Source organism: Agrobacterium sp. T29, from assembly GCF_006970545.1.
Classification (GTDB): Bacteria; Pseudomonadota; Alphaproteobacteria; order Rhizobiales; family Rhizobiaceae; genus Agrobacterium; species Agrobacterium leguminum.
This window is the reverse complement of record NZ_CP040640.1, coordinates 1,343,747-1,367,175: the sequence shown is the minus strand read 5'-3', so window position 1 is coordinate 1,367,175 and position 23,429 is coordinate 1,343,747. Positions and strand designations below refer to the sequence as shown.

Annotated in this window: 23 protein-coding genes, 1 tRNA gene and 1 pseudogene; 12 read left to right on the top strand and 13 right to left on the bottom strand. The window is 58.4% G+C overall.

What is annotated here, in order from left to right; translation table 11 throughout:
• Positions 1-147: 147 nt before the first annotated feature.
• A complete protein-coding gene (gene dgcA, locus FGF54_RS06910; RefSeq protein WP_142779279.1) occupies positions 148-1,131 on the bottom strand; it encodes an N-acetyl-D-Glu racemase DgcA in 984 nt (327 codons plus the stop codon).
• A 144-nt stretch (positions 1,132-1,275) separates the two neighbouring features.
• On the opposite strand from dgcA, the gene FGF54_RS06905 reads away from it, so the two are divergent.
• The 5 genes from FGF54_RS06905 to FGF54_RS06885 all read left to right on the top strand — a co-directional run bounded on the left by FGF54_RS06905 (position 1,276) and on the right by FGF54_RS06885 (position 6,361).
• On the top strand, positions 1,276-2,436 hold the full coding sequence (locus FGF54_RS06905) for an ABC transporter permease (RefSeq protein WP_020810472.1): 1,161 nt from the start codon (positions 1,276-1,278) through the stop codon (positions 2,434-2,436).
• A 10-nt stretch (positions 2,437-2,446) separates the two neighbouring features.
• On the top strand, positions 2,447-3,283 hold the full coding sequence (locus FGF54_RS06900) for an ABC transporter ATP-binding protein (RefSeq protein WP_035223193.1): 837 nt from the start codon (positions 2,447-2,449) through the stop codon (positions 3,281-3,283).
• A gap of 8 nt (positions 3,284-3,291) precedes the next feature.
• Entirely contained in the window at positions 3,292-4,662 is a 1,371-nt protein-coding gene (locus FGF54_RS06895; protein ID WP_059760131.1) for an MlaD family protein, read from the top strand.
• A gap of 15 nt (positions 4,663-4,677) precedes the next feature.
• Positions 4,678-5,283, top strand: coding sequence for an ABC-type transport auxiliary lipoprotein family protein (locus FGF54_RS06890; RefSeq protein ID WP_142779278.1), 606 nt, complete (start codon positions 4,678-4,680; stop codon positions 5,281-5,283).
• Positions 5,284-5,395: 112 nt separating this feature from the next.
• Positions 5,396-6,361: a dienelactone hydrolase family protein gene (locus FGF54_RS06885; protein ID WP_142779277.1), complete on the top strand. Its 966-nt coding sequence runs from the start codon at positions 5,396-5,398 to the stop codon at positions 6,359-6,361.
• A gap of 21 nt (positions 6,362-6,382) precedes the next feature.
• On the opposite strand, the gene FGF54_RS06880 is transcribed toward FGF54_RS06885, so the two are convergent.
• Positions 6,383-6,820: a PACE efflux transporter gene (locus tag FGF54_RS06880; RefSeq protein WP_003520624.1), complete on the bottom strand. Its 438-nt coding sequence runs from the start codon at positions 6,818-6,820 to the stop codon at positions 6,383-6,385.
• A gap of 686 nt (positions 6,821-7,506) precedes the next feature.
• Between FGF54_RS06880 and FGF54_RS06870 the strand changes: the two genes are divergently transcribed.
• Positions 7,507-7,755 (top strand): hypothetical protein, encoded by a 249-nt coding sequence (locus tag FGF54_RS06870; RefSeq protein WP_003524756.1) that lies wholly within the window; start codon positions 7,507-7,509, stop codon positions 7,753-7,755.
• 236 nt (positions 7,756-7,991) lie between these two features.
• On the opposite strand, the gene FGF54_RS06865 is transcribed toward FGF54_RS06870, so the two are convergent.
• From FGF54_RS06865 to FGF54_RS06845, 5 genes are all read right to left on the bottom strand, one after another.
• Entirely contained in the window at positions 7,992-8,180 is a 189-nt protein-coding gene (locus FGF54_RS06865) for a hypothetical protein (RefSeq protein WP_003524758.1), read from the bottom strand.
• A gap of 284 nt (positions 8,181-8,464) precedes the next feature.
• Positions 8,465-8,695 (bottom strand): hypothetical protein, encoded by a 231-nt coding sequence (locus FGF54_RS06860; protein ID WP_059760125.1) that lies wholly within the window; start codon positions 8,693-8,695, stop codon positions 8,465-8,467.
• A 201-nt stretch (positions 8,696-8,896) separates the two neighbouring features.
• Complete coding sequence (locus FGF54_RS06855) at positions 8,897-9,148, bottom strand: hypothetical protein (protein ID WP_020810465.1); 252 nt, start codon at positions 9,146-9,148, stop codon at positions 8,897-8,899.
• Between the two features lie 179 nt (positions 9,149-9,327).
• Positions 9,328-9,403 (bottom strand) — tRNA-Lys (locus FGF54_RS06850).
• Between the two features lie 155 nt (positions 9,404-9,558).
• Entirely contained in the window at positions 9,559-9,813 is a 255-nt protein-coding gene (locus tag FGF54_RS06845) for a GlsB/YeaQ/YmgE family stress response membrane protein (RefSeq protein ID WP_003524764.1), read from the bottom strand.
• Positions 9,814-9,935: 122 nt separating this feature from the next.
• Between FGF54_RS06845 and FGF54_RS06840 the strand changes: the two genes are divergently transcribed.
• The 3 genes from FGF54_RS06840 (at position 9,936) to FGF54_RS06830 (ending at position 16,381) form a co-directional block, all read left to right on the top strand.
• Positions 9,936-12,572 carry a mechanosensitive ion channel family protein gene (locus FGF54_RS06840; protein ID WP_142779276.1) on the top strand — a complete coding sequence of 879 codons (2,637 nt, stop codon included), beginning with the start codon at positions 9,936-9,938 and terminating at the stop codon, positions 12,570-12,572.
• Positions 12,573-12,871: 299 nt separating this feature from the next.
• Positions 12,872-15,385 carry an FAD-dependent oxidoreductase gene (locus FGF54_RS06835; RefSeq protein ID WP_142779275.1) on the top strand — a complete coding sequence of 838 codons (2,514 nt, stop codon included), beginning with the start codon at positions 12,872-12,874 and terminating at the stop codon, positions 15,383-15,385.
• Positions 15,386-15,547: 162 nt separating this feature from the next.
• Positions 15,548-16,381 (top strand): response regulator, encoded by an 834-nt coding sequence (locus FGF54_RS06830; protein ID WP_003524770.1) that lies wholly within the window; start codon positions 15,548-15,550, stop codon positions 16,379-16,381.
• 16 nt (positions 16,382-16,397) lie between these two features.
• Here FGF54_RS06830 and FGF54_RS06825 read toward each other — a convergent pair whose 3' ends face one another.
• Entirely contained in the window at positions 16,398-17,954 is a 1,557-nt protein-coding gene (locus tag FGF54_RS06825) for a phospholipase D family protein (protein ID WP_142779274.1), read from the bottom strand.
• Between the two features lie 159 nt (positions 17,955-18,113).
• Here FGF54_RS06825 and FGF54_RS06820 point away from each other — a divergent pair, with 159 nt between their 5' ends.
• The 3 genes from FGF54_RS06820 to FGF54_RS06810 are packed head-to-tail and all read left to right on the top strand — an operon-like array spanning position 18,114 to position 19,431.
• Positions 18,114-18,428 carry a helix-turn-helix transcriptional regulator gene (locus FGF54_RS06820; protein ID WP_142779273.1) on the top strand — a complete coding sequence of 105 codons (315 nt, stop codon included), beginning with the start codon at positions 18,114-18,116 and terminating at the stop codon, positions 18,426-18,428.
• On the top strand, positions 18,425-18,781 hold the full coding sequence (locus tag FGF54_RS06815) for an SRPBCC domain-containing protein (protein WP_003524775.1): 357 nt from the start codon (positions 18,425-18,427) through the stop codon (positions 18,779-18,781). The genes FGF54_RS06820 and FGF54_RS06815 overlap by 4 nt, the downstream gene beginning before the upstream one ends.
• A gap of 41 nt (positions 18,782-18,822) precedes the next feature.
• Positions 18,823-19,431 carry an ATP-dependent Clp protease proteolytic subunit gene (locus FGF54_RS06810; protein ID WP_142779272.1) on the top strand — a complete coding sequence of 203 codons (609 nt, stop codon included), beginning with the start codon at positions 18,823-18,825 and terminating at the stop codon, positions 19,429-19,431.
• 706 nt (positions 19,432-20,137) lie between these two features.
• Here FGF54_RS06810 and FGF54_RS06795 read toward each other — a convergent pair.
• The 5 genes and pseudogenes from FGF54_RS06795 to FGF54_RS27485 all read right to left on the bottom strand — a co-directional run.
• Positions 20,138-20,530 (bottom strand): hypothetical protein, encoded by a 393-nt coding sequence (locus tag FGF54_RS06795; RefSeq protein WP_142779270.1) that lies wholly within the window; start codon positions 20,528-20,530, stop codon positions 20,138-20,140.
• Between the two features lie 28 nt (positions 20,531-20,558).
• Complete coding sequence (locus FGF54_RS06790) at positions 20,559-20,837, bottom strand: barstar family protein (protein WP_142779269.1); 279 nt, start codon at positions 20,835-20,837, stop codon at positions 20,559-20,561.
• A gap of 320 nt (positions 20,838-21,157) precedes the next feature.
• Positions 21,158-21,412, bottom strand: coding sequence for a hypothetical protein (locus FGF54_RS06780; protein ID WP_142779267.1), 255 nt, complete (start codon positions 21,410-21,412; stop codon positions 21,158-21,160).
• The gene (locus FGF54_RS06775) at positions 21,409-23,007 is read right to left on the bottom strand and encodes a hypothetical protein (protein WP_246666967.1); all 1,599 of its coding nucleotides are present in this window, start codon (positions 23,005-23,007) and stop codon (positions 21,409-21,411) included. The genes FGF54_RS06780 and FGF54_RS06775 overlap by 4 nt, the downstream gene beginning before the upstream one ends.
• A gap of 36 nt (positions 23,008-23,043) precedes the next feature.
• Positions 23,044-23,367: pseudogene (locus FGF54_RS27485) on the bottom strand (hemagglutinin repeat-containing protein); the annotation flags it as partial.
• Positions 23,368-23,429 lie beyond the last annotated feature (62 nt).

Genomic DNA, 23,429 nt, shown 5'->3' with positions numbered 1-23,429 from the left:
ACACGCCGTGGCTGGATGCCGGATCAGGTCCGGCATGACGGAGGTGAGGCTTTAGAGCCTTCTCAGTAACCTTCCGGTTAGGCACCGGAGAGATGGTGCGAATGCAGCCTCTCGACGCCAACCCAGTGCGGACCCTTAGCGAGAGTTCTACCCCCACAATTCCCGCCGTGCCGGATAAACCAGCGAACCCTCATAAACCAGACCAGGCTCACGATCCTCGGCCAGCAGCAGCGGCCCGTCGAGATCGGCAAAGGCAGCGCCCTGCGCCGCCAGCACGGCCGGCGCCATGCCGAGCGAGGTGCCGAGCATGCAGCCGACCATGATGGTGAAGCCGAGCCGTTCCGCTTCCGCCTTCATGACAAGCGCTTCGGTCAGGCCGCCGGTCTTGTCGAGCTTGATGTTGATCGCATCGTAGCGGTCGCGCAGGGCGGCGAGGTCCTTCGTGGAATGCACGCTTTCGTCGGCGCAGATCAGCACCGGATGGTCGATGCGGGCGAGGATATCATCCTTGCCGGCGGGTAGCGGCTGCTCGATCAGCGATATCTTCAGCTCTGCCGCAAGCCGCAGATAATATTCGATATTATAATCGTTCCAGCCTTCATTGGCGTCGATGATGATGCGCGCTTCGGGTGCGGCGGCGCGCACGGCCCTTAGACGCGCTTCGTCATCCGCCGTACCGGTCTTGATCTTCAGCAGCGGGCGGCCTGCATTTTCAGCCGTCTTTGCGGCCATGGTCTCGGGGTCGGCAAGCGAGATGGTGTAGGCGGTGACGAGCGGCTTTGCCGCCTGTCCAAGGATGCGCTCGGCAACGGTTTTGCCGCTGATCTTGGCTTCGAGGTCCCACAGCGCGCAATCCACCGCATTGCGGGCGGCGCCGGGTTGCATCGCCTGCTGTAGTTCCTGCCGTGTCACGCCGCCGGCGATCTGTTCCGCCATCGCTTCGATATCGGCGATGACGCCTTCAATACTTTCGCCATAACGCGGATAGGGCACACATTCGCCAATGCCGGTAAAGGAACCATCGCGGATTGTGCACGTTACGACATCCGCATGTGTGCGGGTGCCGCGTGAAATGGTGAAGCTGCCGGCGACGGGAAAACGTTCCGTTGTGGCTTGAAGGTAACGGGGCATGTTTTTTTCACTTCCGATTGGGCGGCAAAAGACACATGACGCCAAATTTATCACGAATTGTCGGCCGTCACTGTGGCTTGCCGGAGGCTAAAACGTTATGAAACCTTTAAGAATCTCGTGACGGCTGCACTCGCTCGGAGCATTATGCAAGAACAGGACACACGGCAACAGGCGAACCCGGCCGCAATCACCGAAGACGATAACGTCTCCGGCGGCGGCTTGCGTTTTGTCATGAGCGGTTCCTGGCGCAACAGCAATCTCGCCGGTGTTTTCCCCAGTCTTGAAAAGATCGAAAAGAGCAAATCCGCCGGTCCGGTGGAGATCGATCTTTCTTCCGTCGAGGCCATCGATACGACGGGCGCTTGGATCATCCAGCGCCTGCGCAAGGACCTCGAGGCAAATGGCGCCACCGTCACCGTGACGGGCAATGACCGTATCGAAGAGGTCATCGGCCAGTTGCCCGAAAAGGTGGAGATGGAGGGCGAAGCCGCTGCGAAGGCGGGGCTCGCCGAGCGTATTTTTGCGCCCATCGGCAAGGCCGTCATTCAGAACGGCGCGGATTTCCTGGCGGGCATGTATATTCTCGGCTCGGCCGTGCGCGGCGCGCAGATGAAGCTCGGGCGCGGGCGCGGCGTCTCGCCGGCGGCGATCGTCAATCAGATCGACCATATGGGCGTGCGCGCCGTGCCGATCATCATGCTGATGTCGTTCCTGATCGGTGCGATCATCGCCCAGCAGGGCGCGTTCCAGCTGCGTTATTTCGGTGCGGAAGTCTTCGTTGTCGATCTGGTCGGCATTCTGCAATTGCGCGAAATCGGTGTGCTTCTGACCGCGATCATGATCGCCGGCCGTTCCGGCAGTGCGATCACGGCGGAAATCGGCTCGATGAAGATGCGCGAGGAAATCGACGCGCTGAAGGTGATCGGCCTCAACCCCGTAGGCGTGCTGGTGTTTCCGCGGCTGGTGGCGCTCACCATCGCGCTGCCGCTTTTGACCATTCTTGCCAATTTTGCAGCGCTTTTCGGTGCTGCCATCGTGGCGCTGCTCTATTCCGGCATCACGTTTGAGGTGTTCCTGTCGCGCCTGCACGGCGCTGTCGAGGAATCGACCATTGCCGCCGGCATGATCAAGGCGCCGTTCATGGCGCTTATCATCGGCATCGTCGCGGCGGTGGAGGGCATGAAGGTGGGTGGTTCGGCGGAATCGCTCGGCCAGCACGTCACCTCCTCGGTGGTGAAGTCGATCTTCGTCGTCATTCTGGTGGATGGCCTTTTCGCCATCTTCTACGCAGCCATCGATTTTTAGGGAGGGCGCGTTGGAGAAACTGGACCAGAAACCGCAGGAGACCAGAACCGGGAAAGACGGGCGCGAGGTAGTGCTTTCCGTCGAGGGCGTGACCGTCGGTTTCAACGGCCGCAACGTGCTCGAAAATCTCGACCTCGATGTCTATCGCGGTGAAATCCTCGGCTTTATCGGCCCCTCCGGTGCCGGCAAATCCGTGTTGATGCGCGCGATCTTGCGGCTCCTGCCGCGGCAGGCGGGTGCGATCCGCATTCTCGGCACCGACTACGACAAGGCGAGCGAAGACGACCGCATGATGCTCGACCAGCGGCTTGGCGTGCTGTTCCAGCAGGGCGCACTGTTTTCCGGCCTGACGGTGAAGGAAAACATCCAGCTGCCGATGCGCGAATATCTCGACCTGCCGAAGAAGCTGATGGACGAGCTTGCCTATCTGAAGATCGAGATGGTGGGACTGAAGCCCGATGCGGGCGACAAGTACCCATCCGAGCTTTCCGGCGGCATGATCAAGCGCGCGGCCCTTGCCCGGGCGCTGTCGCTCGATCCCGACCTCGTCTTCCTCGATGAGCCGACGTCCGGCCTCGATCCCATCGGGGCGGCGGAATTTGATATGCTGATTGCGCGCTTGCGCGATTCGCTCGGCCTGACCGTCTATATGGTGACGCACGACCTCGACAGCCTGTTCTCCGTCTGTGACCGCATTGCGGTGCTGGGCCAGAAGAAAGTGCTGGTGGAAGGGACATTGCAGGACATGTTTGCCTGCGACGACCCGTGGGTGCAGTCCTATTTCCGCGGCAAACGGGCGCGCTCTGTCGTTCTTCCGGACGGCAGACACGAAAATCCGGTGGAGTAACAAGAAGCATGGAAACCAAGGCGAACTACACCATAGTCGGAATTTTCACGCTGATCGTGATCGCCGCCGCATTCGGCTTCGTTTACTGGATGGCCGAGTTTGGCCGAGGTGGCCCGACGGCCCAGCTCGTCGTGCGTATTCCCGGCTCCGCAAACGGCCTTTCCGTCGGTTCTCCCGTGCGCTTCAACGGTATTCCGGTCGGCACCGTGCGCGGGCTTGCCATTGACCGCGATGATCCGGCCTATTCCATCGCCTTTACCGAAGTGCAGGCCGATGCCCCGGTTTTCCCGTCCACCCGCGCCGTGCTTGAAATTCAGGGCCTGACGGGTGCTGCCTATATCGAGCTTTCCGGTGGCAACAAGGATGGCGAGCGCATTCTGCAGAAGGCTGTCGAAAGCGGGGTTCCGGCCGAACTGACGGCCGATCTTTCCAGCGTCACTAACCTGCTCGCCACGGCCGATAAAATCCTGAAACGCGCCGATGGCGCCATCGGTGAATTGCAGGGTTTCGTGCAGGATGCGCGCGGCCCGCTGACGCAGACGGTGCGCAATGCCGAGAAATTCTCCGATGCGCTGGCGGCCAATTCCGACGGCATCAAGAATTTCATTGCCAGCCTCAGCTCCCTTTCCACCACCGTGCAGTCGGTTTCGGTCCGTCTCGATGGCACGCTGACGGCCATCGAGGATCTGGTGAAGGCGGTGGATGCCGGCAAGATCGATTCCATCCTGTCGAATGTCGACAAGGTGACGAAGGATGTCGCTTCCGCTTCCAGCGACATTCAGGGCATCATGGAGACGGTGCAGAGCACGGCGCGCAATTTCGAAGCGGCGAGCACGGAAGTGCAGACCGTGGTGAAGCGCGCGGATGAGCTTCTCGCCTCCGTCGATCCCGCCAAGGTCAGCACCGTGGTGGGCGATGTTTCCGCGGCGACCGCCGATGCGCGTGACGCTGTGGCGAATTTCAAACGGATTGCCGATGACGTCGGCGCCCGCCGTGCCGATATCGACCAGGCGGTTTCCGACTTCACAGAAATGGGCCGCAAGCTGAACCTTGCCTCCAGCCGCGTCGACGGCATTCTTGCCAAGGTCGACGGCATGCTCGGCACCGATGACGCCAATTCGCTGTTTGCCAAGGCGCGTGAAACGCTGACCTCCTTCAAGGCGGTGGCGGACAATCTCAATGCCCGTATCGGGCCGATTGCCGACAATCTGACCCGTTTCTCCAGTTCGGGCCTGAAGGATTTCCAGGCGCTGATCGGCAGCACGCGGGTCACGGTCGACAATCTCAACAATGCCATCACCAATATCGACCGCGATCCGCAGCGGTTGATTTTCGGCGGCGAAACCGTGAAACAATATGACGGCAGAACAAGGCGCTAAGAGGGGTATGGGCCAATGATACGATCGATGACCGGCCACAAACGCCGCGCCCTTATTCTGGCTCCGCTGTTTGCCGCCTTGATGGCGGGCTGCGCGGGTGCGCCGAAGAACGATACTTTCGATCTCTCCGTCTCTTCGGCGGCGGTGGCGCAGGGGCCTTCGCTGAAAAGCCGGCAATTGCTGATCGCCGATCCGACCGCCCTGAAGGCGCTCGACAGCGAAAACATCGTGGTGCGCCTTTCCGGCTCGGAGGTGCAATATCTCGGCAACTCGCAATGGAGCGACCGCCTGCCGCGCATGGTGCAATCCAAGCTGGTGGAAGCCTTCGAAGATACCGGCAAGCTCGGCGGCGTCGGCCGGCCGGGGCAGGGGCTGGCAATCGACTATCAGGTCGTGACCGATATTCGCGCCTTCGAAATCGATACGGCGAAGAATATCGCCAATATCGAAATCTCGGTGAAGCTGCTGAACGACCGCAACGGCACGGTGAAGGCGCAGGAAGTATTCCGCGCCAGCGCCCGCGTCAGCGGTTCCGGCAACGCCAATTTCGTGAAGGCGCTGGATCAGGCCTTTGCCGCCGCCACGCGCGACGTCGTGGCCTGGACGCTGAAATCGCTTTAAGCGTTCGGTGTTATTGTCGTCACAGGAAACCGCTTTATGTTCGCGTAGCGCCGGTCACCGATCGGCCTGTGCATAATGGTCCCGATCCGTGAGCCCGATCCGTGAGTTGGCGATGCGATTTCTGCTGCTGCTTTGCCTTATGTTTTCCGCCCTGTCTGGAACGGGCGCCGCCATGGCAGCCGGTCTCCGGCTGATCGACGTTCCATCGGCAAACGGCAAAGCCGCCATGAAGGCTGCGGTGTGGTCGCCCTGCGCGGCCGCGCCGGAAGAGGTCAGGATCGGTCCCTTCCTTTTGCCCGCCGTGCGCGATTGCCCTGTTCCTGAGGGGAAGTATCCGCTCATCGTCATCTCCCATGGCTTTGGCGGCACCTATTTCAGCCATCGGGACACGGCGGCGGCGCTGGCGGATGCCGGCTTCATTGTCGCGGCGATCAATCACCCCGGAGACAATGCGCTTGAAATGAAGAAGGCGGGCGAGCTTTCCGCGCTGACGGGCCGGCCGGCGGATATTGCCCGGTTACTCGATCATCTGCTTGAAGGTTTTAGCGAAGCCGGTTCCATCGATGCCGGGCGAATCGGCGTCTTCGGATTTTCGCGCGGCGGTTATACCGCGCTGGTGCTTGCCGGCGGCACGCCTGATTTTGCCAATGCCGGGCTGCCCTGTCCCGACCCGCAGGCGCCGATTTGCACGCAGATGCGGCAGAAGACGACATTGCCGCAGCATGGCGGTCAGGATGCGCGGATAAGGGCCGTGGTTGCCGCCGACCCGTTGAATGCCTTTCCCGGCGCGGGCGACCTGAAGAATATCACGATCCCCATCCAGCTGTGGAGTTCGGAACGCGGCGGCGATGGTGTCGCGCCGCAGGATGTTGCGAGGCTGCGCGACGATCTGCCGGTGAAGCCGGATTATCGGATGGTAAAAGGGGCGGGGCACGTTTCCTTTATCGCCCCTTGCCCCGCCGAGATGGAAAAGGCCGTGCCCCAGATTTGCAGCGATGCGGCGGGTTTCGACCGGGCGGGGTTTCACCGCAGCTTCAACGCCGAGGTGGTCAGCTTCTTCAAGGCGTCGCTGCGCTGACGTTATTCCTTTCCGCGCCGGTCAGGCGGCGTCCTGCTGCGACTTCCATTCCGGCAGGGGGAAAACCCGGTCGTAGCTCCAGTTGAAGACAAAAGCATAGACCACGTAAAACAGCGCAAACGAGATATCCATCACCAGCGCGTGGGCAAGGCTGATATTCAGATACCAGGCGATGAAGGGCATCAGCACGATCAGCAGACCGAGTTCGAACAGCACGGCATGGGCGACCCGAAGGGCGGGCGTCTTCAGCGTCGTGCCTTTCAGCCGCTGCATGACGTGGTCGAAACCGAGATTGTAGACATAGTTCCAGACCGTCGCCAGCGTGGCGCTGACGATGCCGACAATGCCGATATCTTCCATCGGCATGCCAAACAGCAGCGCACCGAGCGGAATGATGAGCAGCAGGCCGATGATTTCGAAGCTGAGAGCGTGGCGGATACGATCTTGCAGGGAACGCATTTCATTCTCCGGTATGTGACCGGGCCGTCCCGCATGCTGTCGCCGATGTGGCCGAGGTCGTCCTCGCGCTGAGGCATATAGAGGTTGTGGGCGAATTTTTCAAGCACTGCTCATTTGGGACCTCAGATATGGCTGGAAGGTCGCCGCTTGTTTCTTCTCCCCGCCGGGGAGAAGTCCGCGGCAGCGGGATGAGGGGGCACGTTCTCCGCATATCTCTGAGCTAGCCCCCTCATCCGACCCTTCGGGCCACCTTCTCCCCGGCGGGGAGAAGAAACAGGCGGCAGCACCTTGTCTTCTCGCTTGACCGTTGTTTCGCGTGAGCGCGGAACAAGACCGGCGCATTTTCGTTATTGCTTATGGAAGGAGGCGTGCCATGCAACAGAATTCCTCTGAGGGGAGAACGATAAAGGCCGCCAACACGGCAAAGGTTTCGACTTACACGCCAAGCCTCATTTCTCTTAAGGGAAGTTATGTGGCGATGATATTTCGCAGACCGCTTTGCCGAAATCCGCTGGATGTGCGGAAGAAATAAGGGCGACGGCATTTGCCTGTTGCCTGCCCCCCGCACATTGATGACGACGACTGCCGAAATGATGATGAGCTTTAGATGTCTCTAAAGTGTGATTTTCAATCCGGCCCGTCTCCACCTAGACTGGAGATCGCCACCAGAGCGAAGGGAGAATGACATGAAATCAGTTCTCATTATCGCCGCTGTCTTTGGTTTTTCCGCCAGTGCAGCGCTTGCGGAATGCGCAGGTCATCAACAGATCAACGCTTCCGTTCCTGCCGTAGACCGTGAATTCAAAACCGCAAGCATCGTTCCGCCGACCGATCCGGTGGAAAAGCCAGTCGTCATCCTGAAAAAGACCGACCGCCTTCCTGCGACGGTTGCGACGACCGGTGAACCAGAAGCCGCAATGCAACGCATGCAATAAACAGGAACAATAACCTCTTCATTCTAAAAATCCCGTGCGTGAGGTGATCCGCACGGGATTTTGCTTTCAGGAGGAAGGCGGGGCAACCTTCGCTTTCACAGCGCCGCTCTTGCCGGTTCTTTGCATCAGCGACTAGAGCATTTCCAGTAAAAGTGCGAAGCGGTTTTACGTCCGGAAAATGCGTAAAAACAAAGAGGTAGAGCACGTCCACCGATTCCGTTTAAACCGGGCGTGCTCTAGCTGTCGAGTTTCAGCGACAGCTGTTTTGGCCCTTCGTTCTTTTTGAGCACGTAAAGCGGCCGGGTGATGATCACTTCCGTTCGCCGTTGCAGCTCGCGCCGCCGCTCGAGCGCGCGTTCGCGCATATCGCGGGAGCGGGCGACAACGGAGAGGGCATTTTCTATGGCTGCGTCTGCTGTGTTCATCGCTGACCTCCATAATGTTCACTTTATGTTCTCATTATTGATGGCTTGTGTCAACACTATGGCAGGGTTGCCGGCAGGCGATTGGGCGCCCGGCGCGATGAACGGACCGGGGCGCGACAGGCTGCGTCGGGGTGCCGTGCGGGATCGACTTTGCCCACATGTCGATCTTCACAGCACGAACCTGTTCCGGCAGTGTCGACAGGGACACTCCGGACCTGCTGTGTTGATTTTTGCGATGATGTTTCGATGACGCCGGCGCTGATCCGCCCGGCTCAGGGAGGGTATCAGGAGAGGGGGCGTTGATCCGGCGTGGGAACGCCGCCGGCGGACAAAAGATCGGTGAGATGCTCGCTGGCGAGCGCGACGATGGCAAGGGCGGCCTGCTGGCGGTTCCAGCCGGCATGTTCCGCTTTTTCGATCAGCCCGTGAATGGAAGGTTCCAGCGCGAACTGGCACTCGGCCTGATAGTCCATGGTGTCGATCGAAAGCGACGGGGAATTGATTGCGGCCCGCATCCTTTGGTCTCCCTGTTTTCCGTCATGTCCACATACGCGAGACGCAAATCGGAACATGCACATTCAGAGGCCGGTGATATCGGGTATGCTCATGAGGCCCGCATATCACTGGCAGCGAATCCCCCAGCAGGCGGACGTTAGCGGCAAGTCTTGATCGCTGTCAACGCGTGCGCGGCGGCGATGACGTCGCCATCTTCGTTTTCAGAGCCTTCCGTTCCGGAAAGGCTTTCGCCGCCAGATCAGCAGCGCCATCACATAAAGCGCAAAAAGCACAAACCATGTGACGGGCAGCACCATGAAAAGCGCCGCATAAGCGCAATTTCCCTCAAAACAGGAGCCGAGAAATCCGGAATCGGCGAGCGCTGCCGATAATAAAAACGCACATATCCCGCTCCCGACCGCGCCGAGAATGAAAAGCAATATGTTGATGAGCAATCTCATGGTCCCGATCATAAGGACGATTGAGACAGCTTTGGGGAAACGGGCGGTGCCGCAGCGAGATTCCTGTCGCTTGAGGATATCGTCGCCGGCGGCAGGGATGGCAATGCGAAAGTGAGAGGGCCGCATCGGCACAAGCGATCATGCGATGCTTTAAGTTAGCATCGCAACGTCTTGTCATTTCAGGAAGAATTTGGTGGGTGATGTAGGGCTCGAACCTACGACCCGCTGATTAAGAGTCAGCTGCTCTACCAACTGAGCTAATCACCCGACCGGCACCGTGTGGCGGTGTGAGGGGGCGTATAAAGGGGAAGTTTGGGCTTGTCCAGCGCGGAAATGAAATTTCTTCGATTTTTGTGACGAAAAAATTTCAGCCGCGCTGGAAAAGTCTGGAAATCCGGGGTTTTACGGATTTTTCCTTTTGTTCATCCGCGCCTGAAAGCCCGGCCGATAAGGATGAGGATGCAGGCGCCGATGAAGCCGGCAATGAGATAACCGAGCCAACCCGTCAAAACGATTCCAAACACCGAAAGGATGGCGTTGGCGACGATCGCGCCGACGATTCCAAGAAGGATGTTCATGAAAACACCCATATTGCTTTTCATGAATTGTTCGGCGAGCCACCCGGCGACACCACCGATGATGATGGCTGCGATCCAGCCAATGCCAGCAGATTCCATGATTTCCTCCCATGTTGCTGCATCGTCAAAGGTGATGATTCTCGTGGTGAAAAGCAAGGCAAACTCCTGAAAACCTCGCTTTATGCGGGTGGTTTTCCGCGCGGCAGGCGCTAAAAAGCCTGATGCGGCGCAAAGAGACGAAAGGCATGGATGTGCGGTTGATGTTCGGCGGATTGATGGACGGCAGAAGGGTGTTCGACGGCCTGGTGCGGGATCGGCGGCAAAGGAGCGCCATGGCGGCGATAATGGCCATGGTGCTTTTTCTGGCTGGCGGTCTTTTGTCGGCAATGCCGGCGGCGGCGCAGGGGGAAACAACATCGCCCGCCCCGGTGGCTATCCAGGCCTCGACCGTCGAACAGGCAAGGGCGGAGCTGGAGAAATGGAAGGCCGATGTCGCGGCGATTGCCAAACAGGTGGAAGCGGGTGGCAGCGACGATGTGCAGCTTGTGGACCTGAAGGGCCGCGCCGACACCATCGCCGCCGATGCCGCCGCCGCCAACACCAAGCTGCGCACCCGTCTCGACCAGATCAAGACCCGGCTGGATGCGCTGGGTGCGGCGCCTGCGGACGACCAGCCGCCGGAAGCGAGCATGGTGACGGAGGAGCGAAACCGGCTGACGGCGGAACGGGCCGAGGTGAATGCGATTGCCGGCGAGGTGGAGAGCACGGCCACCAATGCCGCGCAGATTTCCAATAACATCACCGCCGTTCGCCGGGCGCTTTTTGCCGCCACCCTGTTCAAGCGCACTGAAGTTTCGGCGCAGACGCTGGGCGATGCCTCCTCCGCCTTTCTGACCGAATTGACCAACCTCAACAACGCTTTCAGCAGTTGGGCGAGCTTCGTCTGGAATTACAAGCGCCTGCCGATGTTCGGGGCGGTGACGCTGTCGATCATGGCCGCCCTGCTGTTTCTCGTGGGCGGTTACCGCTTTTTCGGCAGCCGCATGGACCGGCGGGCCTTTACGGGCGAGCCTTCCTATCTGAGACGGCTTTCGGTGGCCTTCTGGTCGACCATGGTGCAGTCGCTGTCGCTGTTCCTGTTTCTCGTCACCTCCGCCTTCTTCCTCGATAATTTCAACGTGCTGCGTTCCGATATCGCGCCGATCCTGTTCGGGGCGATGGCGATCACCGGTTTCGTTTATTTCGTCTCGCGGCTGAGCTATGCGATCTTTGCGCCGACGCAGCCGGAATGGCGTCTTCTGAAGGTGTCCAACAAGGGCGCGCACACGCTGTCTTCGGCGGTGCTTTTAATGGCGCTCGTCAACGGGCTCGACTACCTGCTCGGCACGATCAGCGAGACGCTTTATTCGCCGCTGATCGTCACGGTTGCCAAGAGTTTCCTCGCCTCGATCATCATCGGCCTTATCCTGCTGACCGTATCGTTCCTGCGGCCGGTGATCGGCGAGGGGCAGGATTACGAGACCGGCAACCAGCGCCTGCCGCGCTGGCTCGTCATCCTGCTGCGGGTGGGCGGCCTCATTCTCATCGGCGCCTGCCTGACGGGTTATGTCGGGCTTGCGCGCTTCCTTGCCACGCAGATCGTCGCCACCGGCGCGGTGCTGGCGACGATGTATATCGGCATTCTTTCGGGCAAGGCGATTTCGCGACAGGGCGCCTTTGCGGAATCGCTTGCCGGCCGTTATCTCGCGCGGCGTTTCGGTCTCGGCGTGGTGGCGCTCGATCAGGCCGGTCTTGCCGCGGGGCTTGGCATCTATGCCGTCGCGCTTGCCTTCGGCGTGCCGCTCATCCTGTTTTCCTGGGGCTTCCAGCCGGGCGATATCGAAAGCTGGGCCTATCGTCTGTTGACCGGCATCACCGTCGGCAATGCCTCCATTTCGCTGATCGGCCTCTTCGGCGGCGTCCTCGTTTTCGCCATCGGTTACATCATCACCCGCTGGTTCCAGAAGTGGCTGGACAATAACGTCATGGCGCGCGGCCAAGTGGATGCCGGGGTGCGCAACTCGGTCAAGACCGGTATCGGTTATCTCGGTATCGCGGTGGCGGCCATCTTCGGCGTGTCTTCGGCCGGTCTCAACCTCTCCAGCCTGGCGCTGGTGGCGTCGGCCCTTTCGGTCGGTATCGGTTTCGGCCTGCAGAACATCGTCTCCAACTTCGTCTCCGGCCTCATCCTGCTGGTCGAACGCCCCTTCAAGGTGGGAGACTGGGTGGTGACAGGCACGACGGAAGGCACCGTCAAGCGGCTTTCCGTGCGCGCCACCGAAATCGAAACCTTCCGCGGCCAGTCGATCATCGTGCCGAATTCGGAATTCATCAATTCCTCGGTCGGCAACTGGACACACCGCAACCGCATCATGCGCGCGGAAATTCCCGTTTCTGTCTCTTACGATTCCGATCCGCAGAAGGTGATGGATATTCTGCTGGAACTGGTGCGGGCCCAACCGCCGGTGCTGCGCAATCCCGAGCCGCATGTGGAGTTCCTCCGCTTCGGCGATTTTTCGCTGGATTTCGAACTGCGTTTCCACCTTGCCGATCTCTCCAACGGGCTTGGCGTGAAAAACGCGCTCCGTATCGCAATCCTCCAGCGCTTCCGGGAGGAGGGGATCGACATCCCGTTCCCGCAGCGCAACCTCAACATCCACGTGGAAGGCGACGCCAACCCGCAGATGCTGGCGGCGCTGCTTTCGGAGGAGGGCGACAAGGCGGTGGTGGCCCATACGGGTGCGGCATCGCCGGAGAAAGAGACCTTGAAGAGCGAGAAGCCGACTGAGCCGAAGGAGAAACCCGGCGCGAAAGCGTAGATCGCTGTTGCTTGTGGACGTTGAGTTCCGGGCAGCGGGACGAGGGGGCTAGGGTAGACGTATTTAGACAGCTTGCCCCCTCATCCTACCCTTCGGGCCAGCTTCTCCCCGGCGGGGAGAAGAAACGAGCGGCAAAGCTGTGCTGCATTCATCCGGCGTGCTCCGCAATTTCTTCCCTGTCGCAGCACCCTATGGCCATGTCGCAATCAGGCGGCTGAACAACCCGCAAGCGCTTCATATTCCTCCCATCCAATGTCGGCGGAATAAGACAAGGCCGGCGCTTTTCAGGGGTTCTGTAAATGAAGACACATGCACGGGCGGTGGTGATCGGTGGCGGCGTCGTTGGCGTTTCGACGCTTTATCATCTTGCCAAGAAGGGCTGGAGCGACAGCGTGCTCATCGAGCGCAAGGAGCTGACCTCGGGTTCCACCTGGCATGCGGCCGGGCTTCTGCCGCTGTTCAACATGAGCTATTCGGTCGGCCAAATTCACAAATATTCCGTGAAGTTCTATGAAGAGCTTCAGGAAGAGACCGGCATGAATGTCGGCTTCTCCAAGGTCTCGAATATCCGTCTCGCCCGCACCAAGGATCGCTGGGACGAATATATGTATTATGCCGGCATCGCCGAGACCATCGGCGTGCGCGTCAACATGTTGACGCCGGAGCAGGTGAAGGAAATCTGGCCGCTCTGCGAGACGGACGGTCTGCTCGGCGCCATCCAGCATCCCGACGACGGTTATATCCAGCCTGCCGATCTGACTCAGGCGCTCGCCAAGGGCGCGCGTGACCGCGGGGCGACCATCTATCGCAACACCACCGTCACCGCCATCGAGCAGCTGGAAGACGGTCACTGGAAGGTGACGACCGACAAGGGCGAGATCGTCGCCGAACATATCATCTCCTGCACGGGCTCCTTTGCCCGCAAGACCGGCGAGATGGTCGGCATCAACATTCCGGTTATTCCGGTCGAACATCAATATATCGTCACCGAGCCGCACCCGGCCATTCAGGAGCGCCGTCGCCAGGGCCTGCCGGAAATGGGCGTGCTGCGCGAATCCGACTCCGCCTGGTACATGCGCGAGGAGGCGGGCGGCCTGATCCTCGGTCCTTATGAAGTCGGCGCGCCGGTCTGTTATGTCGACGGTCCCTCCGACGACAGCGAATATGAGCTGTTCCAGGAGGAACTCGACCGCCTGATGCCGCATATCGAAACCGCCATGGTGCGCGTTCCGGCCTTCGGCGAAGTGGGCATCAAGAAGGTCTATAACGGCGCTATCGCCTATACGCCTGACGGCAACCCGATTGTCGGCCCGGCACCGGGCCTGAAGAATTTCTGGCTGAACGAAGGCCATTCCTTCGGCATCACAGCTGCCGGCGGTGCCGGCTGGCAGCTGGCCGAGTGGATCGTCGATGGCGAGCCGACGCTCGACCTGATGGGTGTCGATCCGCGCCGCTTCGGCCCTTACGCTACGGAAGGTTACCTCATCGCCAAGAACGAGGAAGCCTATGCCAATGTCTTCACCATGCATTACCCGGACGAAGAGCGCTCCGCCGCCCGTCCGCTGAAGACGACGCCGGTTTATGACCGCCTGAAGAAGCTCGGCGGCGTGTTCGGCTCCGTCTATGGCTGGGAGCGTGCCAACTGGTATGCGCCGGAAGGTTATGCGCTGCGCGAGGAAGATCTCGGCGTCGGTGCCGATGTCATCACCAGCCACAATCACGCGCCGGCCTTGGATGACGGCCGTATCGTCGAGAAATGGTCGTTCCGCCGCTCTAACTATTTCGAACATGTCGGCAACGAGGTGAAGAATGTTCACCAGAATGTCGGCGTGCTCGATATGTCGGCCTTCGCCAAGATGGAGGTCTCCGGCCCCGGTGCGCGGGCATGGCTCGACAGCATTCTCGCCAATGCGGTGCCGAAGAAGCGCGGCCGTATCGCGCTCACCCATCTTCTGACGCCGAATGGCGGCGTGAAGGCGGAATTCACGGTTTATGAATGGGCGCCGGGCCGCTTCTACATGGTTTCGGCCGGTGGTCTCGAAGCGCATGACCATGACGTGCTGCGCCGCCTTGCGCCCACCGATGGTTCCGTGGTGCTGCAGCCGATCACGCAGAAATACGGCGTGCTGGTTCTTGCCGGTCCGAAGTCGCGCGATCTCCTGAAGAAGCTGACCCGCACCAGCCTTGAGAACAAGGATTTCCCCTGGCTCACCGGCAGGCAGATTTCCGTCGGCGTGGCGACGGCGCATGCGCTGCGCGTCAACTTCGTGGGCGAACTTGGCTGGGAACTGCACCACCCGATCGAGATGCAGAACTACATCTTCGACCGGCTGATGGAAGCGGGCGCCGAATTCGGCATCAAGCCCTTCGGTATCCGCGCCATGGTGTCGATGTCGCTCGAAAAATCCTATCGCAACATGGGGCGCGAGCTTTCGGTGGAATATAACGCCTATGAATCGGGTCTCGACCGCTTCCTGCGCCCGGAGAAGAGCTTCATCGGCCGCGATGCGCTGGTGGCCTATAAAGAGGCCGGCGTGAAGTGGGTGTTCTCGACGCTCACCGTATCAGGCAATACGGATGTCGATGCGCGCGGTTCGGAAGCGATCTTCGATGAAAGCGGCGCGCTCGCGGGCCGCGCGACGAGCGGCGGCTTCGGCTGGCGTCTCGGCAAATCCATCGCGCTCGCCATGCTCAAACCGGAATATGCGGCGGTGGGCACCAAGCTCAAGATCCGCATTCTCGGCACCTCCTATGATGCCGAAGTGGTGGAAGAAAGCCCGTTCGACACGGACAATGCGCTTCTGCGCGCCTGAGACAAAATATCCCCTCCCAAAGTCGGAATACGGCCCCTCGTGGGTCGTATTTCCGTTTAAGTAAGCATGTGCTCAACTGGCTTTCCGGCAAAAGTGTTATTAATCATTCTGAAAAATGAGCCTGCTATCTTTCCCTGACATACGATGGGGGATCGGGGCAGAATGAATTTTCTAGGCATTACGGGCATGCAATATTCTGGCGTGCCTTTTACCAACAGCCGTATCTTGCTGGCGGAAGATACCAATGTGTTCACCCAGATGGTGAGCATGCGCCTGAAGGAACTGCTGGGCGTTACCGTGGAAGTGTGCCGCAATTTCGAGGAGTTGCAGGCCTGTTACGAACATTCTCCCGAACCGGTGACGCTGGCGATTTCCAACATCAACCTGCCGGGGGCGGAAAAGGGCGAGGCGCTGGAATATCTGATCGATCTTTCGATCCCGACCATCGTTTTCACCAGCACTTTTCATGAGGCGACGCGCGAAACGCTGATCGCCAAGGATGTGGTCGATTATATTCTGAAGGACAATATTTTCGCCGTGGATATGCTGACGGAATCCGTCTGCCGCTTTCTCACCAACCATCGCCATCACGTGCTGATCGTCGATGACAGCCCGACGGCGCGGGCGCTGCTTTCGAGCCGTCTCAAGCGTTATAATTTCCGCGTCAGCCTGGCGGATAGCGGTGCGAAGGCGCTCGATATCCTGAAGGCCAATCCCGATATCGGCCTCGTGGTGACCGATTATAACATGCCCGATATTGACGGTTTCGAACTGACGCGGCGCATCCGCACCGTGCGCGGGTCGCATGAGCTGCGCATCATCGGGGTGTCCTCCTCCACCAACCGGCTGCTTTCGGCGCGGTTCCTGAAGGCGGGCGGCAATGATTTCATGCTGCGCCCCTTCATCGACGAGGAGTTTTATTGCCGGGTCAACCAGAACCTCGATACGCTGGTGCAGATACAGCTAGCGAAAGCGGGGGTAAGGCCGGCGGCCTGAGCTTAGGCTTTCCCCGTTAAAGCTGCGATTCCAGCGGCAGGAAGCGCATGATACCGGCAACGATGCGGCGGCTGATGGTGGCGTCGGGTTCGCGCCGGTATGTCCTTGTCCGCCCCTGTTCTTCCGTCATCCAGACGATGTGCCTGCCTTTGTCGATTTCCAGCTCGAAACTCATGGTGCGACGGATTTCGCCCGCGAATATCTCGTCCATACGGGCAACCAGCGGGGCGGAGTTGAACACGACGCCCATTTCCGTATTGAGCGAGGCGGAACGCGGATCGAAATTGAGCGAACCGATATAGCCGGTCCTGCCATCGCGGGTGAAAGCCTTGGTGTGCAGGCTCGCCTGTCCCGAGCCGCGCAGGGTGAAGTTCGACTGATCCGCCTGCGCGCGCAGCTCGTGCAGGCGCACCCCGCCGGAGAGAAGCGGTTTTCGATAGCGGGCATAACCGGCGTGCACGGCGGCCACATCCGTCGCGGCCAGCGAATTGGTGAGGATGGCGACCGACACGCCGTTCTCGGCGAGCTGTAGAAATATCCCCACGCCCTGTTTGCCGGGAATGAAATAGGGGGAGGTGATGTGCAGGCTGTCGCTTGCCGCCTGCATCAGTGGCAGCAGGCTTTCCATCAGGAAGTTATGACCCTTGCGGCGCTTGCCCGCCGCCTTTTCCGGCGGGTCGGCGAGGATATCCGCCGCCTCGACCCAGTGCAGACGGTCCGACATCAGGAAATGGTCGCGGCCATACTGGCTTTCGACGCGCTCCAGATAGGGTTTTGCCGCTTCGCTTTTCGGCAGGGCGTCCAGCTCGCGCCGCAGCCTTGCGAGTTTGCTCGGCCTGCGCGCCAATAGCGAACGCACGGGCACGGAAACGGCACTGTTCCAGTAATCGTCGAAGATTTCGGTGGCGTCGGCGACGATCCTGCCGAAGCCGAGAATATCGAAATCGTGGAAATTCGCCCGTTCGGCGGCGTCGAAATAGGCGTCGCCAATGTTGCGCCCGCCGACGATCACGGCCCGACCATCGGCAATCCAGGCCTTGTTGTGCATGCGCCGATTGACGCTTCGGAAGCGCAGCACCAGCTCTATGCTTCGATGCAGGATGTTTTCCCGCGCCCTGGTGGGGTTGAACAGTCGCAACTCGATATTCGGATGGCTGTCGATGGCGTGGAAGATGCGGTCGGAGATGGAGACGCCGAGATCGTCGAGCAGCAGGCGCACGCGCACGCCGCGATCGGCGGCGGCGATGACTTCACGCATCATCAGCCGTCCGGTCAGGTCGGCATTCCACATGTAATACATCAGATCGAGGCTGCGCCCGGCGGCACGCGCCGCCGCCACGCGCACCGCAAAGGCATCGCGGTTGGAATGCAGCAGGCAGAGCGCATTTTTCTCGTTCCAGCCGTTTCTTATCGATTGCCAGTGCCGGTCCAGCGTCGTTGCGTCTTCGGCAAGGGGCAGGGCGGTGGAGGGGCGCTTGGGAATTGCCTTTTCCCGCTGTTTGCCGATGACGACAAACAGGCTCGGCCCGATGACCATGAGAAGAATGACGATGAAGACCGTAAATGCAGTCACTTGTTTTGATCGCTCCCGGCCCGAAGAGTATCAGGCGGGATGAAAACGCGCGAGGGGATAAAGCGTTCACGGCACCTCGTGCCATCGGCGTGAAAAAGGCGCGTTTTCCACGCGCCGAAAGGGCTTGTGAATCACATAAGTGTGTGCTTATGTGTTGGCATGACAGAGAACGATATTTTCCGGGCGCTTGCCGATCCGACGCGCCGCGCCATTTTCGAAAAGCTGGCGGACGGCGCCATGAACGCTTCCGCCTTGCGTGAGGGGATCGAGATCAGCCAGCCGGCCATGTCGCAGCATCTTTCGGTATTGCGCGGGGCAGGGCTGGTGGTCGAGAAGCGGCAGGGCCGTTTCGTCAATTATGAAGTGGATCCGGACGGGCTGACGCGCATTGCGGAATGGCTCGGCAAATATCGCGCCTACTGGCCGCAGCGCATTGAGGCTCTCAAACTCCTGCTGAAGGATATGGACCAATGAACAGGCAGACACCGGAAGCGCCGAAAAACGGCATCGAGCTTGAATATGATCTGGACGAGCCGCCGCAAAAGGTCTGGCGCGCCATCAGCATTCCGGCGTTTCGTGAAAACTGGCTGCCGAAGGAGGCGTTGGCGGAGCCCGATGCGATCGATATCAAGCCCGGCGAAGAGGTGCGCTATCGGCTGCGGGAGGATAATCCGCCATTTCTGGAAAGCACCGTCACCTTCAGGATCGCGGCGAATGCCCATGGCGGCACCAGCCTGCGCATCATTCATGACCTGCCCGTCAATACCGGCCGGATGATAAAAGCCGCCGCAAACCACAACGGTTCGCCGATCAAGCTCGCCGCCTGATCCGGAACGTTCCCCGACATTTCAACGACAGGAGTTCGCCGATGCGCGAAGCGATGCAACTCGTCCCTATGGTAGTCGAACAATCGTCAAGGGGAGAAAGGTCTTTCGATATCTATTCCCGGCTGTTGCGGGAAAGGATCATCTTCCTCAACGGCGAGGTGAACGATGCGGTTTCGGCGCTGGTCTGCGCGCAATTGCTGTTTCTCGAGGCGGAAAACCCGAAGAAGCCGATCCATCTCTATATCAATTCGCCGGGCGGTGTGGTGACCAGCGGTCTCGCCATGTATGACACCATGCATTATATCCGCGCACCGGTTCATACGCTCTGCATGGGAACGGCCCGCTCCATGGGATCGTTTCTGCTGATGGCGGGTGAACCGGGCGAGCGGAGCGCCCTTCCCAATGCCAGCATCCACATTCATCAACCGCTGGGCGGTTTCCAGGGGCAGGCTTCGGACATGCTGATCCATGCCGAAGAGATGAAGCAGACGAAGCACCGCATGACGCGGCTTTATTCCGAACATTGCAAACACAGCTATGAAAAATTCGAAGCGGCCATGGACCGGGATTTTTTCATGACGGCGGAGCAAGCTCTGGAATGGGGCCTGATCGATCGCATTCTGGGCGTTCGTGAGGATGTTGCTGCATAAGCCGGACGGTTATTCGGATTTCCTGCTGATATTGGCGCCCACAGGCAGGACCTCCAGACTGAGCCGGTCCAACTGCGCAAGTACCTCTCCGAAGCTGAAGCGGGATGTCCAGCCCAACCTCTCTTCGGCTCGGGCGGGTGAATAGATCCGGTCAATCGTTGCCGGCAGCGCCCATTCCCTTTGCGTGAAAGCGTCGGCGATGGCCGGGGTCCGCTGCTGATGTCATGCTCTAGCCTGTGCTTGAATCCAGTCGCTCGTGGAAAGTAGTCCCTCCAATGCCGGCAGATCAGTATTGTGTCCATGCCACCAAATTTAGCCCGCCATTTGTGAAACGATGCTGATCTGCCACTGAACTTTTATCCAGCGGCGACTAGAGTCCCGGCAGGGCTGACCGCCAGGATGAGAAGAAACTATTTAAAGTCCTCGGGTATTTTCTCAAGTTGAGTACATAAATCCCAATTCTGGGGTTTCAACCTGGGACTAAACCACTTGCATTTTTCATTTTCGATCCAGTGCTTTCGAATATCGATGCAATTCTCGGGGCTGGTATCTCCATAGCCGAGCTGAACTCCACAGCAGGGACAAATTTCATAGGATGGTGTCTCTCCGTCCTCTCCCCATATGGGATACCCTAGACTATATCCGCACACTCGGCAGAAATTTTTCTCTTCATTGCGCACTGTGATAACCTGACGGCTAAATACGGTTATGCATTTCCATCGGGCAAGATGTCCAATATATCTCTAGCCAATATTTCAGCATCCCTCCAGAATTGGCTTCTATTGATAACATCGTAGTTCGACATTCCATCTATTTCGCCACCTCGCTCCTTCAAAAGAGTAAACAGTCGCTCAATTTTTAAATAGAGTTCTGTTCCGCGATCAACAGATATGAGTTTTTTTCTTGCCCAATAAAGGGCATCATCAACCAACTCGTCAACAATAATGTAGTTATCCTTGTCACCACAAAGAGCAAAATTCCCTTGATACTCTTTCGATGATAATCGAAACAAAGCACGTGCAAGCGGACCACTCGTGGCTTCTCTCGGACAATTCCTCTTTCCGGCGACAACCGAGGGGTTTGAAACGTCGAGCGCCAAACTTAAAAGCCCTTCAAATATTCTACATTTAATCGAAGTAAACGTGAATAGAAAATCGTCCTTTTCTCTTCTCTTGATATAGAAACATCATATAGATATATACATCTATTTGCCTTTTAACAAAAGAACTTTGCTTGTCGTAGTTTAATATATGAAATGATATTTCATCGAAAATATCGGTGATACAATCCCAAAACGCATCTGCATTTCTTCCATAATAATAAGGAAATTCTAAGTTATTTTGAACAAAATCATGGAACTGATCTTCCGTTTCAATGTTCAGAAGGTCTAGCTTTATCTCTTTCATTTTATTCCTCCTGCTCTGTTTCCAATCATTTCGAGTTTCTTATAGTGATCAGGTGAATAATATATCATTCCATCGTTGGGATACACCAATCGCGCCTTTCCACGATAACCACCTTGGTAACCGATATCCGCAGGTCGAGCTATCGCGGGCGACGACAATTATCCAAGCCCGGAAGCCGGAAGTGGAAGATATTGCACGAGCCATCGCAAATCGCGGCGTGGTCTGGGGACGTGAGGTGATGGATATCGTTTCTAAGCCAAAGGGGATGGGGTAGGGTGATTCACGCTGGCATGTAAAATTGCCGGGGAACTGAGCCGGTGTCACCTCTCAGTGCCAATCACTTCCGGACGCCATGAACCTGAGAAATAGCCCGGATCAGGACACAACAAGCGCCATATTTGACCACTCTCTCTACAGCGAAACTTACGCTCGGCCGGTTCAAAGAAAATAGTCTTATCTTCTACGATTTCTTCGCACTCTCCTCTTTTTACTTGCTCTTCGAGCCAAGCTAAAAATCGCTGATATTCGCTTAAGCTTCTGAAGGAGGAAATTTCTTCCCAGTCACAGTTTTTCATTGTTTTATCCAGTTGGGATTCAATGGGTTGATCGATCGATCGAAATAGATTTGATTACCGCCGCCGACGAGCGCCCTCTGTTGGGCCGCAACGCCCTCAAACAATTTCGTGCCTGGAGGCACCTCCATTTCGACTATTCGCGTCGCTTTATTACCCCAATTTTGATCGAGTGCACTATCGATAACAGATTGCAAAGGCCCCCTAGGCTTTGCCGTAGTCCAGTAACCGCCAGCGGGGTTTCCATCGTCACTGATCACGCGATAGAGGGTCGTGGGCTTGGTCGTCACCACTTCGTCATAGGTTCCGCTTCTAAACGTCTGCGCGATGTCATTTGGAAGCGGCCCTTTGTTTAAGGGATTATATTTTGCTATTACATCCTTGCTGATCGAATACTCGATCGCCTCTTTCGACAACCACTTGCCAGCAGTTGTTTCGTAGAGTCGCAAAGCTCCACTTGCGATGACCTTCCCGGTGAGTTTGGCGCCCGACGCGACGAATGCGGGGCTTGGTGTCAGAAGAAAAACTTCATCTGCAGTTTCGATTGCTCCCGGCTTGTCGCTGTAGAAGACTTTCCGGCGGACGTCGCTGAAGCTTGTCTCGAGGAAACCTGTAACATCTACTGCACCAAGTTCCCCGTAGATGCCACCCGCGTTAGATGGTGTTGAATTCACCACGTCGTTCAGGACCTTGACGAGTGAGGTTTCACCGACCGTGTCATAGCAGAGCTCATAGATGAACATGGCGGCAGAGATCTTCGCCTTGGTCTTCTCGATCTCGAGCGACAGTGCAGCAGGATTGATCGTAAGGTCGCCGGAAAGCGCCTTGTCGAGCAGCCCTTGTAATTGAGGCACCAACGTTTCGAGTTCGGACTTCGCGTTGGAAACTGCAATCTCGGCCTGACGCATGCCCTCAGCATTCTGCGTCTGGAATTTTACTTCGCAACCGAAGCCATTGGTTTCGCAGCCTTCCCGTCTTATCAGCGGTTCGCCTGTAGAAAAATCAAGCTTTATACCGTTTGCAATTGCGGCCTTGATTTCAGCCGGGACCTTGCTCGCCGAACCATAGAAACCAACCGCGTCGTTCCAGACACGCTGGCTTGAGACGAATTGCTGGATCTCTGGGGCTTCGATAGCGCGTGCCGCTTCAGTCGGCGTTAGACCGTTGGCCAGCAGACGCCTATAGTAGTCGACGTTTTCCGGCCCTTCCGCAGCGATGGCTTCCGGAATGGCGGCGTTCATAGCCCGCTGATAGTTCTGGATCGCCTTGATGTTATCGCCGAACTCGATCAGATTCTGGACATCGAGTTCACCCGACAGCTTGGTATAGCTGTCCTTGTTGATTTCCTGATACTTCGAGGCATCCTTGTTGATAGAGGCGAGTAGCTGCTCGGCGGCCGCCTTGTCCGCTTCCGTTCCGGCGACACCGTCCTTGTCCGCATCGCGAATGGTGACGTTCAGATCACCGGACGCATCGAGCGTCGTGCGGGTCTCGCCCTGCTTGTCCTTCTTCTCGTAAGAGAAACCAACCGTACCGAGTTTGCCGCCGCTCATGCCGATAGACCCGCCAACGTTCTTGTACTGGTCGGTATCCTTCAAGTCAGCCACGGTCAGTGTGCCGGTATCGAGGCTGATATCGCCATCGGTTGCCTGAAGCAGCGCACCGACCAGCGTGGTGTCTTCGGCAACCTTGATATCGATGCCCTGCGCAGCGACAATCCCCGAGCCGGAGGACCATGCCTTGAAACCGTCCTCCTTCGAGCCGCGAACGCTCCAATCGGCGGGGTTGACGCCAACCGTCAGGCCGAAGGAAAAGCCGTCGCGCCAGCCCTGCGCCTGCGGCGAGAGGATGGTGAGATCGCGCCCGACATCAAGATCGACCGTCCTGCCGATGATGTTGCCGCCCAGAAGCGCCGTATCGCGGCCCGATGTCAGCGAGACGTTTCCGGCGGCGGTGATGGAGGCATTCGTCAGCGTCTCGTCATAGCCCTTCGACTTGCCGATATCGAAGCCGATCGAGG